This window comes from Thioclava sp. F36-6, from assembly GCF_002020305.1.
Taxonomy (GTDB): Bacteria; Pseudomonadota; Alphaproteobacteria; order Rhodobacterales; family Rhodobacteraceae; genus Thioclava; species Thioclava sediminum.
The window spans coordinates 112,217-126,650 of the sequence record NZ_MPZX01000002.1 but is presented as its reverse complement, the minus strand read 5'-3'; the positions used below and the strand labels follow the sequence as shown (position 1 = coordinate 126,650).

Annotated in this window: 15 protein-coding genes; 12 read left to right on the top strand and 3 right to left on the bottom strand. The window is 64.8% G+C overall.

Features of this window, described 5'->3' with window-relative positions; translation table 11 throughout:
• Window positions 1-39: 39 nt before the first annotated feature.
• The 7 genes from BMI88_RS07750 (at window position 40) to BMI88_RS07720 (ending at window position 6,586) form a co-directional block, all read left to right on the top strand.
• Entirely contained in the window at window positions 40-2,139 is a 2,100-nt protein-coding gene (locus BMI88_RS07750) for a TonB-dependent receptor (RefSeq protein WP_078547564.1), read from the top strand.
• A 116-nt stretch (window positions 2,140-2,255) separates the two neighbouring features.
• The gene (locus BMI88_RS07745) at window positions 2,256-2,546 is read left to right on the top strand and encodes a hypothetical protein (protein WP_146673517.1); all 291 of its coding nucleotides are present in this window, start codon (window positions 2,256-2,258) and stop codon (window positions 2,544-2,546) included.
• Window positions 2,543-3,223, top strand: coding sequence for a MotA/TolQ/ExbB proton channel family protein (locus tag BMI88_RS07740; RefSeq protein ID WP_078547560.1), 681 nt, complete (start codon window positions 2,543-2,545; stop codon window positions 3,221-3,223). Before BMI88_RS07745 ends, BMI88_RS07740 begins: the two co-directional genes overlap by 4 nt.
• Window position 3,224: 1 nt before the next feature.
• Window positions 3,225-3,599 (top strand): biopolymer transporter ExbD, encoded by a 375-nt coding sequence (locus BMI88_RS07735; RefSeq protein ID WP_246831845.1) that lies wholly within the window; start codon window positions 3,225-3,227, stop codon window positions 3,597-3,599.
• On the top strand, window positions 3,596-3,982 hold the full coding sequence (locus tag BMI88_RS07730) for a biopolymer transporter ExbD (protein WP_078547558.1): 387 nt from the start codon (window positions 3,596-3,598) through the stop codon (window positions 3,980-3,982). Before BMI88_RS07735 ends, BMI88_RS07730 begins: the two co-directional genes overlap by 4 nt.
• Window positions 3,979-4,815, top strand: coding sequence for a TonB family protein (locus BMI88_RS07725; protein WP_078547556.1), 837 nt, complete (start codon window positions 3,979-3,981; stop codon window positions 4,813-4,815). Before BMI88_RS07730 ends, BMI88_RS07725 begins: the two co-directional genes overlap by 4 nt.
• 151 nt (window positions 4,816-4,966) lie before the next feature.
• Complete coding sequence (locus tag BMI88_RS07720; RefSeq protein ID WP_078547554.1) at window positions 4,967-6,586, top strand: Na/Pi symporter; 1,620 nt, start codon at window positions 4,967-4,969, stop codon at window positions 6,584-6,586.
• A 92-nt stretch (window positions 6,587-6,678) separates the two neighbouring features.
• Here the strand turns inward: BMI88_RS07720 and BMI88_RS07715 are convergent, their stop codons facing one another.
• From BMI88_RS07715 to BMI88_RS07705, 3 genes are all read right to left on the bottom strand, one after another.
• Complete coding sequence (locus BMI88_RS07715; protein ID WP_078547552.1) at window positions 6,679-6,909, bottom strand: hypothetical protein; 231 nt, start codon at window positions 6,907-6,909, stop codon at window positions 6,679-6,681.
• Between the two features lie 160 nt (window positions 6,910-7,069).
• Complete coding sequence (locus BMI88_RS07710; protein ID WP_168173959.1) at window positions 7,070-8,782, bottom strand: extracellular solute-binding protein; 1,713 nt, start codon at window positions 8,780-8,782, stop codon at window positions 7,070-7,072.
• Window positions 8,783-8,808: 26 nt separating this feature from the next.
• Window positions 8,809-9,729 (bottom strand): NAD(P)-dependent oxidoreductase, encoded by a 921-nt coding sequence (locus BMI88_RS07705; protein WP_078547548.1) that lies wholly within the window; start codon window positions 9,727-9,729, stop codon window positions 8,809-8,811.
• A 204-nt stretch (window positions 9,730-9,933) separates the two neighbouring features.
• On the opposite strand from BMI88_RS07705, the gene BMI88_RS07700 reads away from it, so the two are divergent.
• From BMI88_RS07700 to BMI88_RS07680, 5 genes are read left to right on the top strand one after another with little or no spacing between them, the layout of a single operon-like run.
• Entirely contained in the window at window positions 9,934-11,001 is a 1,068-nt protein-coding gene (locus BMI88_RS07700) for a 2,3-butanediol dehydrogenase (RefSeq protein WP_078547546.1), read from the top strand.
• Between the two features lie 33 nt (window positions 11,002-11,034).
• Window positions 11,035-12,108, top strand: a complete 1,074-nt coding sequence (locus BMI88_RS07695; protein WP_078547544.1) for an SDR family oxidoreductase — start codon at window positions 11,035-11,037, stop codon at window positions 12,106-12,108.
• 10 nt (window positions 12,109-12,118) lie between these two features.
• Window positions 12,119-12,403 carry a YciI family protein gene (locus BMI88_RS07690; protein WP_078522957.1) on the top strand — a complete coding sequence of 95 codons (285 nt, stop codon included), beginning with the start codon at window positions 12,119-12,121 and terminating at the stop codon, window positions 12,401-12,403.
• Window positions 12,403-13,437, top strand: coding sequence for a Gfo/Idh/MocA family oxidoreductase (locus tag BMI88_RS07685; RefSeq protein WP_078547542.1), 1,035 nt, complete (start codon window positions 12,403-12,405; stop codon window positions 13,435-13,437). Before BMI88_RS07690 ends, BMI88_RS07685 begins: the two co-directional genes overlap by 1 nt.
• Before the next feature lies 1 nt (window position 13,438).
• A complete protein-coding gene (locus tag BMI88_RS07680) occupies window positions 13,439-14,419 on the top strand; it encodes a zinc-binding dehydrogenase (RefSeq protein ID WP_078547540.1) in 981 nt (326 codons plus the stop codon).
• The last annotated feature ends 15 nt before the right edge of the window (window positions 14,420-14,434 follow it).

Below are 14,434 nucleotides of genomic sequence, written 5' to 3'. Positions count from 1 at the left end.
CGTCACGCCAGCCCCATGCAGACCACAAAGGGGACAACCATGGCTACGACGCCTAACGCCGCGCGGATGCGGCTTTTCACGACAGTTACCAGCCTCGCGCTGATCGCCGCCGCAGGTCCGGCACTCGCACAGGAGAGCGGGAGCGATGACGGCTACACGATGCTGGGCCGCCTGATCTATGGCTGGGGTACGCCGAAAGTGGCGATCGACACGCCACAGGCGGTCACGGTGATCGATCAGCAGGACCTCGACGAGGAACAGCCCCGCACGATGGGCGATCTCTTCGCCGATGTGCCGGGCGTTCAGGCGGCGGGCGCTTCGGCGCGGATGCTGGGGCAGGCCTTCAATATCCGCGGTATCGGCAATGCCGAGCAGACCGGCAGCCAGAACCGCATCATCATCACCGTCGACGGTGCGGTGAAGTTCTTCGAGCAATATCGCACCGGCTCCTTCTTCGGCGATCCCGAGCTTTACAAGCGTGTTGAAGTGCTGCGCGGTCCGGCCTCGTCCACGATGTATGGCTCGGGCGCGATTGGCGGCGTGGTGAATTTCACCACCAAGGACGCGACCGATTTCATCCCCGAGGGGCAGACCGGCGCGGTGCGGCTCAAGGGCGCGTATGACAGCAATGGCGACGGCAAGATTGGCACGCTCACCTATGCCCAGAAGCTGGGCGAGGATGCGGATATGCTGTTCAGCTACTCGCAGGGCGCGTCCGACGACATGGAAGACGGTGCGGGCGAAACGATCCCGGCCACCGCAGGCGATCGCTGGTCGGCGCTGCTGAAGTCGAACTACTATTTCGGCGAGAACCGCGATCAGCGCCTGACGTTTTCCGCCTCGCGCACCGATAGCGACCTGAAGGATGCCGCCGTCGCGCAGACCGGCGGGGCGCTGGCCTCGGCTTTCGGCACCTCGGATCTGCATGCGATCGACGACACGCTCAGCCTGACCTACGCCAATGAGGGCGTGGGCAACCCGTGGCTCGATCTCGAAGCGCAGCTGAGCTACTCGAAAACCTCGACGGAGCGGGACAATTTCTCGCTCGGGATGATGTGTTCGGCGGGCCGTTTCTCGGTGCTCTGCCCCAATACGGCGAGCTACGAGACCACCGCGCTCAAGCTCGAGAACACCGTCGAGATGTCGCGCGGCGCGTGGGAGAATTACCTCACCTTCGGTACGCAGCTCTCGCATCAGAACCGCTACGCGAATTCCTCGGTGGGCGAGCCTGCCTTCCACCCCGGCGGCACCGAGGACAAGCTGGGCCTCTATGTGCAGGGCGAATTCGTCTGGAACGACAAGCTGACGATCACGCCGGGCCTGCGCGTGGACCGGGCGTGGCTCTCGCCCGATGCGGCGGCGGCGGCCCAAGGCGGCACCGATCAGGACGGCACGGCGATCTCGCCGAAGATCGCGGCGCTTTATCAGTTCAACGACACTTGGGGCGTCTTCGGCTCGCTCGCACGGACCGAGCGGATGCCGACGCTGGACGAGCTCTATCAGACCGACGGGATCGGGGCGGCTGGCCGCACTGCGAGCCTCAATCTCGACAAGGAGAAAGCCACCACGGTCGAGCTGGGCGTGACCTATCAGACCTCGGGACTGCTCTCGGAGGGCGACAGCCTTTCCGCGAAAGCCACGCTGTTCCACAACGATCTGACCGATCTGATCGCGGCCAACCCCTCCGGCTCGGTCGGCGTGCCTTATTTCCGCAATGTCGACTCTGCGAAAATCTGGGGCGGCGAGATCGAGGCGTCCTACGAGGCCGATCGCTGGTTCGGGCAGCTCGCCTATTCCAAGGTGAAATCCAAAGACGAGGCGACGGGCCAGACCCTCACCGACACGCCCGCCGAGAATATCGCGCTGACGTTGGGGGCGAAATTCCCCGATCAGGGCGTGCGCGCGGGCTGGCGCGTGCAGGGCTTCAGCGGGATCGAGACGGCGTCCGCCTCGACCTCCGCGCCGGGCTACGCCACGCATGACCTCTTCGTCAGCTGGAAACCCGAACGGCTCGCCGGGATCGAGGTGAACCTGACGGTCGAGAACGTCTTCGACCGCGAGTATCGCAACAACCTCTCGCTCGACAATGCACCGGGCCGGAACGTGAAACTCTCTGTCGCCAAGGCCTTCACATGGTAAGGGCGGCGCTCCTGACACTGCTTTGCGCGTGCCTCCCTCATGGCATTTCCGCGCAGGGCGCGCCCCGGCTCAGCTTGACGCTGGTCGGGGCAACCGAGGCCGAAAAAGCCTGCCGGGTGAGTTTTCTGGCGGAGAACGGGCTGGAGAGCGATCTCGACGCGCTGGTGGTGGAGGCCGTGATCTTCACCCGCGCGGGCGGGGTGGAGCGGTTGTTGCTCCTCGATTTCCGCGACCTGCCTGCAGGCAAGCCCCGCGTGCGGCAATTCGATCTGGCCGGGCTGCGCTGCGAGGCGCTTGGCCTGATCCTGATCAATGGCGTCGAGACCTGCGAGGGCGCGGGTGAGGGTGCCTGCGCGGATGCTCTGGAAACCGGCTCGCGCGTCGATGGAACGGAGGTGACGGGATGATCTCTCTTGCGGCAATCCAACAGGGTTTGAGCGATTTCGTCGCGCTTGGCGGCTGGGTCGTGGCGCTGCTGCTATGTGTCTCGGTGATCGCCGGGGCGGCGGTGCTGTGGAAGCTCTGGCATCTGGCGAGCCTGCGCATCGGGGCTCACGCGCGGTTGGAGGCCGCGCTCGACCTGTGGCAGGCGGGCCAGCGCGGGGCGGCGCGTCAGAGCCTCGCGCAAGCCCGTGGCCCTCTGGCCGAGCTGACCCGCCGCGCGATGGCTGCGTCTGATCCGCAGGCTCTGCGCTCGCGTCTGCAGACCGAGACCGAAATCCAAGCCGCCTGCAGCGAGGCCGGGATGCGGCTGCTGGACGCCATCGCGCAGACCGCGCCGCTTGTGGGCCTGTTCGGCACGGTTCTGGGCATGATCGAAGCCTTCCAGACGCTGCAGAGCGCAGGCGCTTCGGTCGATCCGGCGCAGCTTGCGGGCGGCATCTGGGTGGCGCTTCTGACCACCGCGCTCGGCCTCGGGATCGCGATGCCGGTCTCGCTGTTTCTGTCCTTCGTCGAGAGCCGTATCGCCCGCGAAAGCCAGAGCGCCGCGCTGATGATCGAGGCGCTCTGCGGCCCGGCGCTGCCCGAGAGCGCACCTGCCCGGGCCGAACTCAATCGCGCTGTGCAAACCGCCGGAGAGTGACATGCGCAAGCCGCTTCGCCGCCGCAGCCTGTCGATGACCTCTCTGATCGACGTCATCTTCCTGCTGCTGATGTTTTTCATGCTGGCCTCGAGCTTTTCGCGCATGACCGAACTGCCGATCGCGGCGCGCGGGGCAGGGGGCGCGGCTGCGCCCGAGAGCAAGCTGGCCTTCCTGAAGCTCGGGCCCGAGCGGCTCAGCCTGAACGGCAAAGCGGTGGACTTGGACGCGCTGGAGGCGGCCTTGCGGGACGATTTCGGACAGTCCCCGCCGCGCCTGCTGGTCAGCCTCGCGCCTGACACGTCGAGCCAGCGGCTCGCCGATCTGCTGGTGCGGCTGCACGCGGTGCCGGGGCTGCAGGCGGAGGTGCTGGGATGAGCACGCGTTTCACCCGCCGCCGAAGCGAGCCGATCCTGACCCTGATCAACGTGGTCTTCCTGCTGCTGGCCTTCTTCCTCGTCGCCGGCACGCTCGCCGCGCGCCCGCCCGCCGATCTGCAGCTTGTCGCTTTGCCGGAAGGCGCTCGCGCGCCCGAGCCGGGGCGGGTGGCGCTGAGCGCGCAGGGCGAGATTCTCTGGCCCGAGGGCGTCGCGGATGCGGCCGCCTTCATCGCACAACTTCCGCCCGAGGCAGGCGGCGTGGCTCGTATCCTGCCCGACCGCGCGGCCCCTGCGCCCGCGCTCGTGGCGCTGGCCCGCGATCTCAGCGCGGCCGGGGCGCAGGTTATCCGCCTCGTGGCCGAGCGGGGAGAGACGCCATGACCCGGGGCGCGCTCATCGCCTTCGCGGCGCTTGCGGCCTCGGCCGGGCTGCACGCGCTGGGGCTGGCGCAGACGCCCGTCGCCGCGCCGGAGCTGCCGCCCGCAGGTGGGCAGGCTGCGCAGGAGGCCCCGCTTCTTGGCAATGATTTCGCCGATCTCGCGGCAGGACGCGCCACGCCTGTCGTGCCGGAGCGCGCCGAACCGATTGCCCGCAAGGTCACGCGCCCGGTGCAGCCGGAGACGCCCGCAATGCCCAAGGCCACAAGCCCGTCCGCGCCCGCAGCGCCGGACCGCCTCGCCGCCGTCACCCCCACGCCCGAGACTCTGCGCGCCCAGAGCACGCTCGCCCCGCAGCAAAGCCAGCGCCCCGAAGCGCGCCCCAAACGCCCCGCGCCGCAGAAGGCCACCAAGCTCAGAAAACAGGCGCAAAGCGAAGCGAAACCAGCCCCCCCAAGCAACGCGGGAAATGCCGCCCGCGATGCCCGGCGCGGCACCTCGCAAGGCGCGGCCAGGGCGCGTGACACCGCCGATAAAGGCCAGCCCGCCAAGGCCCCCAGCGCCGCCCGATCCGGCCAATCGCCCCGGCAATACGCGGCCTCGGTCATTCGCAAGATCCAGTCCACGCCGAAGCGACGCGGGCAGGGCCGCGGGCGCGCGGTGGTCGGTTTCGTGATCTCCGCAAACGGGCGGCTGAGCACGGTGCGCATCCTGCGCGGCTCCGGTTCTTCGGGGCTCGATGCGGCAGCGCTCGACCATGTCCGCCGGGCCGCGCCGTTCCCGCCCCCGCCGAAGCCGGGAATGAAGTTCTCCTTCGAATTCGTCGCCCGCGGTTAAGGCTTCGACCCTCAAACGACCCGGTGGGCTGCTCGCTCAGGTCAGGCAGAACCGGATTCATCCGGTAAAACAGAGCTTTGCACGGCGTACTTGCCAGCGCTTGAATTCCGTATCGCGCGGTCGCATTCTCGACGGCGAAGGGTGGAAAGCCATGTCGGAGACACTGTCGGCACTGGGCGGAATCGGGTTGTTCCTGCTCGGCATGAAGATAATGACCGAGGCGCTGCGCGAAGCGGCAGGCGCGAACCTGCGCCGCCTGCTGGCACGGTTCACCACCACGCCGCTCAAGGGTGTGGCGAGCGGGCTAGTCACGACGGCAGTGATCCAGTCTTCTTCCGCGACCACGGTGATGACGGTCGGCTTCGTCGGCGCGGGGCTTTTGAGCTTCACGCAGGCGCTCGGTGTGATCTACGGCGCCAATATCGGCACCACCGTCACCGGCTGGATCGTGTCGCTGGTGGGCTTCAAGCTGAAGCTCGGCGCGCTAGCGATGGGGCTGTTGTTCTTTGCAAGCCTGACGCTGTTTCTCTCGCATGGTCGCGCGGCGCGCATCGGGCGCGTGCTTGCGGGGTTCTGCCTGCTCTTCATCGGGCTCGACATGATGCAACAGGGCATGTCGGGGGCTGCGGACTGGATCACGGTGGAGCGCATCCCCGGAACCGGGGTGGGCGGCTTGCTCGCGATGGCGGCGCTGGGGCTGGCGGTCACGGTGGTGATGCAATCCTCCTCGGCGGCCATCGCGGTGGTGCTGGTGCTGGTCAGCAACGGCGCGCTGCCGCTGATCCAGGCCGCGGCGGCGGTGATCGGGATGAACCTCGGCACGACCTTCACTGCGCTGATCGCCGCTTTCGGGGGATCGCGGGCGATGCAGCAGACGGCGATTGCGAACCTGCTGTTCAATTGCGGGACGATGGTGATCGCCTTCCCGCTGCTACAGCTGATCGCGGGCCCGCTGGAGGCGCTGGCCGCGCGCACCGGGGTGGATACCGCGCTGGTGCTGTTTCACACCGGGTTCAACCTGCTGGGGACGCTGGTCTTTCTGCCCGTCACACGCCAATTCGCGACGCTCGTCGCGAAGCTGCGCCCCGATCTGGGCGGGTTTGCGCCGCCGGAACTGGACCGCCGCCTGCTGAGCGACGAGGGCGCGGCGATGCAATCGGCGCATGCGATGGTGATCTGGGCCGCGCGCGAGGTCTTCGCGGCCTATTCTCTGGCCATCGGCCCTGCGCGCGATCTTCGGCGGATGTCCGCACTGGGCCCGCGGGTCGGGATCGCGTTGGATGAGCTGAAGGATTACATGGCGCAGATTTCGGTCCCGCGCGACAAGCCCACCGAGGCCGCCGCCTTCGCCGCGCTGATGCATCAGGCCGACCATCTGATGCGGCTGGTGGAGCAGGCTGAACATCGCGGCTACATCGCGATCCTGCTGCGCGGCAAGATCACGCCGCGGCCCGCGCAATGGTTCGCCGCCTGCCTGTCGCCCGAGCGTCCGCTCGATCTGCCGCAGATCGGCGCGCGCATGGCGCTGATGGCCGATCCGGTCGTCCATCGCTTCGCGCGGCACCGGCGCGGGCTTCTGCTGGGCGAGCATGTCGGGCTTTATACGATGCAGGAGACGTTTCAGGCGACCGATGCGATGCGCTGGTTCACGCGGATCATGCACAACGTCCAACGCGTCGGGGAATATGAGCGCGAGGTGCGCAGCAATCTGGACCATGAGGCCGTCTCCGCCCCCGAGGCCGCGCCGCCGCCTGTCGCCGAGCTCGCCTGACGATATCCGGAAACCGGCCGAGCCGTCCGCTCATGCGGCATGGGTCGCGCGCATCCCACCGTGCCCCCGTCAATTACCCACGGAGGGTCCGTCTAGGGGCTTTGGGGCATCCCGAAGTGGATGACGTGTCGACCTGCCATCCAAAAATTTGATCCACAACGTTCGTCGAGAATGGCCATCTGCAGATCGAGCATGTGGTCCCGCGCTTTCTCCGCTGCAGTCAGCCAGGTCGAATAGGTAGAAACCCAATAATCGACGTGACGAAGCGCACGCTCGCGCTCCACGAAGGAGAGGAGCACCTTCAGAAATTCCGGGAAGAGCATCAGGATCGGCGTCTCGATGCCGCCTGTCGGACGATTGCTTCAACCTGCACCGCCCGGCGTGAACGCTGCCCGGGCGCCAGTGTCGGCCGGTTGAATGACCCGGGGCTGCTCAGCGAAGCGTTACCCCGGAGCGCGAGGGGGCAGCCAGCGGGAAGCAGTCTCAACCCGCGGATCGGACGGCGTCGAGAATTCGGTTCTCCGCGTCTCTCAGGCCGCGTTGGGGCGATTTTCCATTGAAGACGATGTCGTGGATTTCTTCCCCGAGCGTGCGCTCGATCAGGTTGAATTCCGGCACCGGCGGGCGCGCCCAGGTCACTAGCTCGTTCTTGCGCGCCATCCGGTCGACCATGCTGACGATGGGCGAGGAGGCCAGTGCCTCCGGGTCGGCGCAGACCGAGAAGCGCGGAGCCACGGGGAAGCCGTTCTTGACGTGCTCTTTCATCGCCTCGGGCGAGACCATCCAAGCAATCGCGTCGATGATCTGCTTCTGGCGCGCGGGTTCGACATAGGCGGGGATCGTCAGAAGGAAGCCGCCGATCGGGGCCGACACGCGACGCATCCGGCGCGACGGTGGGGGGAGATAGGCCACACGCCGGGCAACGCGGGAGCTCAGCTCATGCTCGAAGCGCGCCGCGCGCATTGTCCAGCAATAGGCGAGCGCGGTCTGACCCGACATGAAGTAGTGGATCCGTCGCTCCCAATCCATCGTCGCGATGTCGGGGGGCGACACCTCGACGAGCTGCTTCATGTATTCGATCACTTCGAGCGCGTCTTCGGTGTCGATCTGAAGCTTCAGCTTCTCGAACGTGTCGAAGCTCCAGCTCTCCTGATTGCGCAGCGGCATATCGATGACCGTAGTCCGGCAGGCTGCGAGGAAGAACATGAAGGAGTTCGCGATGGGCATGCCGCGCTGCCCGTTCCACGCGATGCCGTAGAAGTCGTCCTGCGGGTTATGGAATTCCCGCGCGGCGGCGATCGTCTCGTCGAAGGTCTTCGGATAGGCGAGGCCGCGGCTTTCGAACAGGTCCTTGCGGGCCGCGAGAATCTCGATCGTGCAATAGAGCGGGATGCCGTATTGCGTCCCTTTCCAGTTGCCAGTCCCCCAGACCGAGGGATGGAAATCCAGCGCGTTGATCGCGGCATCCGAGATGAGATCGTCCAGCGGGGCGAGCTCCCCACGCTCCGCGAATTCCCCGAGCCACGGCATGTTCATCGCGACGACATCATAGCGCGGCGACATCTCGGACAGGGTGCGCCGCGTGTTGGCATAAAGGTCTGGCAGGCGCTGAAGATCGAAACTGCTGCGCTTGCCGAAATCGTTGCGGAAGTCGGACCACATGTTGCGCATGGCGATGAAGTAGTTGTCGTCGTTCAGCAGGAACTTGATATCGCCAAGGTTGATCGAGGAGATGTCCTCCCCGCGCACGGGAGAGATGATCTGCGAGGCGAAATAGCTGCCGCCGAAATAGTATTCGCTGGTCTCCATCCCGCGCCGCAAACCGAAGGTCTTCGCCAGATGCCCCTTCACGTAGGTGGCGTAGTCCATGAAAGTGTTGAGCAGGGTGTCGGAAGGTTCGAGGAAATGCGTCTTCAGCCCGTTGCCGCGCGGCACCTGCCGGATCAGGCCATCCTCGATCATCTTCAGGATCATCCGGTTGCCGGTGCTGTAGGGCACATCGGCGAGGCTGATCAGGCCCGACTTGTCTATCGGGTTCACGCGCAGATGCGCATCGACCAGTTCGAGTGTGATGTTGAAATACACGTCCGGTTTGCCACCGGGCATGTTTGCGTCGAAGGGCGCACGAAGCTGCCGGAGGAAATCGACGATCCGGGACAACTCGTGACTTGTGAGTTCAGCATCCTGAGGTTGCATAGCCTCCGAATGCTGCTCCGCCAATTTCATCTTGTCGACAACTTTTCCTGCCATTTCACCAATGCGAAGAAATCTTCGTCCTGCATACCCGCGTTCGAGGCGCTTCTATAAAGCTCGAGGATCAGGCCGGTTGTCATCAGCGGCACGCTGTTGCGTCGGGCGGCTTCGCTGATGAGCGTGAAGTCCTTGATCATCTGAGACACTGTGAAGGCGGGCGTGAAGTCATCCTCGACGACCGGCTTCTGCTTATATTTGAACAGCGGCGAGGCCACTGCGCTTTCGCAAATTACATCCATCATATCGGCTCGGGTCAGGCCGCCGCTGGCGCCTATGGCCAAGGCTTCGGAGAGCACCGCGGAAGAGGCGCCGACCAGAGTGTTCAAAACGAGCTTCATGTAGCGCGCTTCTTCGCCATTTCCGAGGAAAAATTGCCGTGCAGAGAGTTTGCGGATGTAGTGGAGCGCTTCGTCCCAGCCCTCGCGGTCGCCCGAGGCGAGCACGGTGAGCGCGGCACTCGCCGCCATGTCTGTGCTGCCGGAAAGCGGCGCTCTGACATAGTTGATTTTCTTGGCTGCGAGAACCTTCGCAACGCTTTCGGAGCATTCGGGGGAGACTGTGCTCATCTCGACCAGCGTCGCGCCCGCGGGCAAGGTGGTTGCGAGGCCGAGGTCTTCGCCATTGCCGACGACATCCAGCAAAGCCTGATCGTTCGGCAGCGTCGAGAAGACGATACCTGCATTAGCGAAGTCCGAGATAGACGTGGCCTCGGATGCGCCCACAGCGGTCAGGCGATCACGGCTCTCCTTCGCCGGATCGGACACGACGAGTTTCGCGCCGCTCTCTACGAGGTTGCGCGCCATGGGGCCGCCCATTTTGCCCACGCCGATCCAGCCAAGCGTCTGTTGCGTATCGATCTGATCCGTGTCTGCCACTTGGGTCTGGCTCATGCTGATATCTCCCACTTCTGTACTGGGCCGACATTACGTCGCCAAAATGGTGGTGATGGATGTAATTTATCCGAAGCGGAAATTTTTCTGCAGTGATGGCCGGATTGGTTTGTTACGAATCGTCGCAGCCAAATGGCGATCTCGATGTCGGGGTGATCCCGGCAGACCCAGAGGATCGCGAGACTTGGAAAGGGAGGAAAAGCTTTGAAAGCTGTTCGTTTTCACGGAGCGAAGGACATCCGCGTCGAGGATGTCGAAGAACCGTCGAGCAAACTGGCGCCGGATGACGTTCTGGTCGCGCCGATCGTGACCGGCATCTGTGGCACCGATCTTCACGAATATATCGCGGGGCCGATCGTCACCCCGTCCGAACCGCATATCTATACCGGCGCGTCCAACCCGCAGATTCTTGGCCATGAATTCTCCGCCAAGGTTCTCGCAGTGGGCGACGAGGTCAGCAATGTCACGGTGGGCGAGCGCATTTCGGTCCAGCCGCTCGTGGCGCCACGCAATGACTACTATGGCAAGCGCGGCCTCTATCACCTCTCGCCGCAACTGGGCTGCATCGGCCTGAGCTGGGCCTGGGGCGGCATGGGCGAGAAAGCCGTCATTAAGGATTACAACGCGCAATCCGTGCCCGAGGGGCTGACGGATGACCAGGCTGCGATGATCGAGCCGGCTGCGGTCGCGCTTTACGGCGTGGATCGCGGCGGCGTCGAGGCAGGTTCGACCGTTCTTGTCTCGGGCGCCGGTCCGATCGGTGCGCTGACGGTGCTGTCGGCCCGTGCGGCGGGTGCGAGCACGATCATCGTGTCGGAGCCGAACCCGAACCGTCGCCGGATCATCTCGGAAATCGCGCCCTATGCGCATGTCGTCGACCCCCGCAGCGGCGAGCTGCCGACCGTCGTCGGCGATCTGACCGAAGAGGGTGTCGGCGTCGATGTCGCGCTCGAATGTGTCGGGCTCGAAGCCTCGCTCAACGCCTGCGCCGAAGCGGTGCGCCGCCAGGGCAAGGTCGTGCAGGTGGGCCTGCACATGAAACCCGCCAGCATCGATGCGATGCTCTGGGCGCTCAAGGACATCTCGGTCGAAGCGACCTGGTGCTACCCGACGCAAATCTGGCCCCGGATCGGCCGCATGGTCGCCTCGGGCAATTTCCCGATCGAGAAAGTCATCACCTCGCGGATCGCGGCGGAAGATGTCGTCGACAAGGGCTTCGAGGCGCTTCTCGATCCTGCCGGGGAACATCTGAAAATTCTCGTCACCACCTGACGAAACGGAACTGCAAGAAAGGGGCGAAGACCCATGGCTGAACAGAATATTGCGTTGATTGTCGGGGCGACCGGCCTCTCGGGCAGCTACACCGCGCGCGAGTTGAAATCTCACGGCTGGACGGTCGTGACGGTGTCGCGCAGCGATGTCGATCTCGAGTGGTCCGACCGGCACATTGCCGCAGACCTGACCGATGCGGAAGCCAGTAAGGCCGCGCTGGCTGCGGCCAAAGACGTGACGCATGTGTTCTATTGCACCTGGTCGCGTCAGGCCAACGAGGAAGAGAACGTCCGCGTGAATGGGATGATGGTGCGCAACCTCTTCGAGGGGATCGCAGGCGCGCCGATCAAGCACGGCGCGCTGGTGACGGGGCTCAAGCATTACCTCGGTGCGTTCGACGATTACGCCAAGGTCACGCCCTACACGCCTTTCCTCGAATCGAGCCCGCGTCTGCCGGGGCCGAACTTCTACTACGCGCAGGAAGATGTGCTGCTGGAGATGGCCGAGAAATACGGCTTCACCTGGTCGGTGCACCGCCCGCACACGATGATCGGCTTCACGGTCGGAAATTACATGAACATGGCGGTCACGCTCGCGGTCTATGCCTCGATCTGCAAGCACACCGGCAAGCCGTTCCTCTATCCCGGCTCGCCCGAGCAATATAACGCGGTCACCGATGTGACCGACGCGCGCATCCTCGCCAAACAGTTCTACTGGGCCGCGACGACGCCGGAAGCTGCGAACACGCCCTTCAACACTGCGAATGGCGATGTCTTCCGCTGGACGTGGCTCTGGGCGCGGATCGCCGAGTATTTCGGCCTCGAGGTCGCGGAATACCCCGGTCACACGACGCCGCTCGAAGAGCAGATGGCGGATGCGCCCGCGATCTGGTCCGAGATGGTCGCACAATATGGGCTGCAGGACATCCCTGTGACCAAGCTGGCCTCGTGGTGGCACAGCGACGCCGATCTCGGCCGCGAACTGGAATGCTTCACCGATATGACCAACAGCCGGAAGCTGGGCTTCGACGCCTATCAGAGCACGCCCGACAGCTTCTTCGACGTCTTCGAAGAGCTGCGCGAGCGCAAGATCATTCCGGCGAAGTGAGGAGACTGAGATGCATTACGTGATCCATTGCCTCGACCATGACGGTGCCGTCGACAAGCGGCTGGCCAATTACGAGGACCACAAAGCCTATCTGGCTCAGGCGCCGGTGAAGACGGTGATCTCGGGCCCGCTTCTGGCCGATGACGAGGAAACCATGATCGGCAGCTGCTTCGTGCTGGAGGCCGACAGCCTCGCAGAGGTCGAAGAGTTCAACCGCAACGACCCCTTCGCGAAGGTCGGTCTGTGGAAGTCCGTCTCGATCCGTCCGTTCTCCAAGCGCGTGGATAACCGCTGATGTCGGGGCCGGTCAAAATCGCCCTCGTCGGGCTGGGTTGGTGGGGGCAGAAGATGCTCGCCGTTCTGTCGAGCGCCCCTGATGACATCAAGGTCGTCCGCGCGGTAGAGCCGAACACGGATGCGGTGCGCGATCTCTGCGCCGAAAAGGGCGTGACGCTCAGCGCGGATTACGCCGATGCGCTGAACGATCCCGAGGTCGAGGCTGTCGTTTTGGCGACGCCGCACTCGCTGCACACGGATCAGATCGCCAAGGCCGTCGCGGCAGGCAAACATGTCTTCTGCGAAAAGCCGCTCGCGCTCACCGCCGAAGAAGCCGCCCGTTCGGTCGCGCTTTGCGCCGAGGCCGGGTTGGTTCTCGGCATGGGCCATGAGCGCCGCTGGGAGCCGCCGATCGCCGAGATGCTGGCGAAGGCCGATGCGGGTGAGTTAGGCCGTATCCAGCAAATCGAGGCCAATTTCAGCCACGACAAATTCGTCGGCATGGACCCGAGCAACTGGCGCGTTCAGGCGAGCGAAGCACCCGCAGGCGGCATGACCGCGACGGGCATCCACCTGCTCGATCTGTCGGTCCGCCTTCTGGGCCGCGCGGAAAGCGTGCTGTGCATCTGTGAGCAGCTGTCTTCGGAACTGCCGCAGGGCGACACGGTCGCGGCCTATGTGAAATTCGCCGGGGGCGGGACCTCCTACGTGTCGGCCTCGCTGTCGAACCCGTTCATGTCCCGCTTCACTGTCTACGGATCGAAAGGCTGGATCGACATTCGCGACAAGGCGCATGTCGAAGCGCCTGACGGCTGGATCGTGACCTCGGCCATGGCCGGTGGCCCGATCGAGACCGTGGAGATCGGCAAGGCCGAGCCTGTGAAGGACAACCTGGTGAGTTTCGCCCGCGCCGTGCGCGGACAGGAAACCTATCCGATCACCGCCGATCATCTGGTCGACAATATCGCGCTGCTCGAGGCGGTCTTCGCCTCCTCCCGCAGTGGTCAAATCGAACGCGTGGCGCAACCCGCCGCAGCGAAAGTTGGAGCCTGACATGAAAGCCCTGATCTTCGACGAACCAAACAAGCCCATCGTGACGCAGGTGCAGACGCCCGGCATCACCGACAACGAGGTGCTCATCCAGTCGCGCCGCGTCGGGATTTGCCATTCCGATTACGAGCTGCTGGCCGGTCAATACATCATCCCGATTTCCTACCCGGTCGTTCCGGGCCACGAATGGGTCGGCGAAGTCGTCGAAGTCGGAAAGAATGTCGACGGTCTCAAGCCCGGGGATCGTGTGGTCGGCGAATGCGTGATCAACACGCCCGAGCGCATCCACCACTTCGGCTTCTCGATGGACGGTGCGGATCGTGAATTCTTCGCCGCGCGTCCCGAATGGCTGCACAAGCTGCCCGATGCGGTGGATGACGCGAAAGGCGCGCTGATCGAGCCCTTCACCTGCGGCTATTACGCGGTGATGCGCCATGGTGGCGTCTGCGCGGCGGATACGGTCGTCGTCTCTGGCGGCGGCACGATCGGCCTCGTCTCGGCTGCCGCCGCGATCGGCATGGGTGCGCGCGTTATCGTGGTCGACCCGGTGCCGCTGCGCCGCGAGATCGCGATGAAGCTCGGTGCGGATGCGACGATCGACCCGACCGATGGCGATCCGATCGAAGCGGTGCAGGAGATGACCAAGGGCGGCGCCGATCTGGTGGTCGAATGCGCGGGCCATCCGGCCTCGCTGGCCAATGTCTTCGACTATGCCCGCGACGACGGGGATGTCTCGATGGTCGGCATCAATATCGGCCAGAAATTCCCGGTCGAGCTCGGCAAGATCCAGATCAAGAACCTCAACGTGAAAGGCTGCATCGGGTCGCCCGGCGTCTGGCCGGCGGCGATCCGGTTCCTGGAGCGCACCGGGCTCGATCTCTCGCCGATCCAGACCCACAGCTACAACATCGATGACGCGATGACCGCGCTGGAGCTGGGCAAGTCGCCCGACAAGGCGGTCAAGGTCACCTTGGAAATCAGCTGAGACGCGACGCGAGGG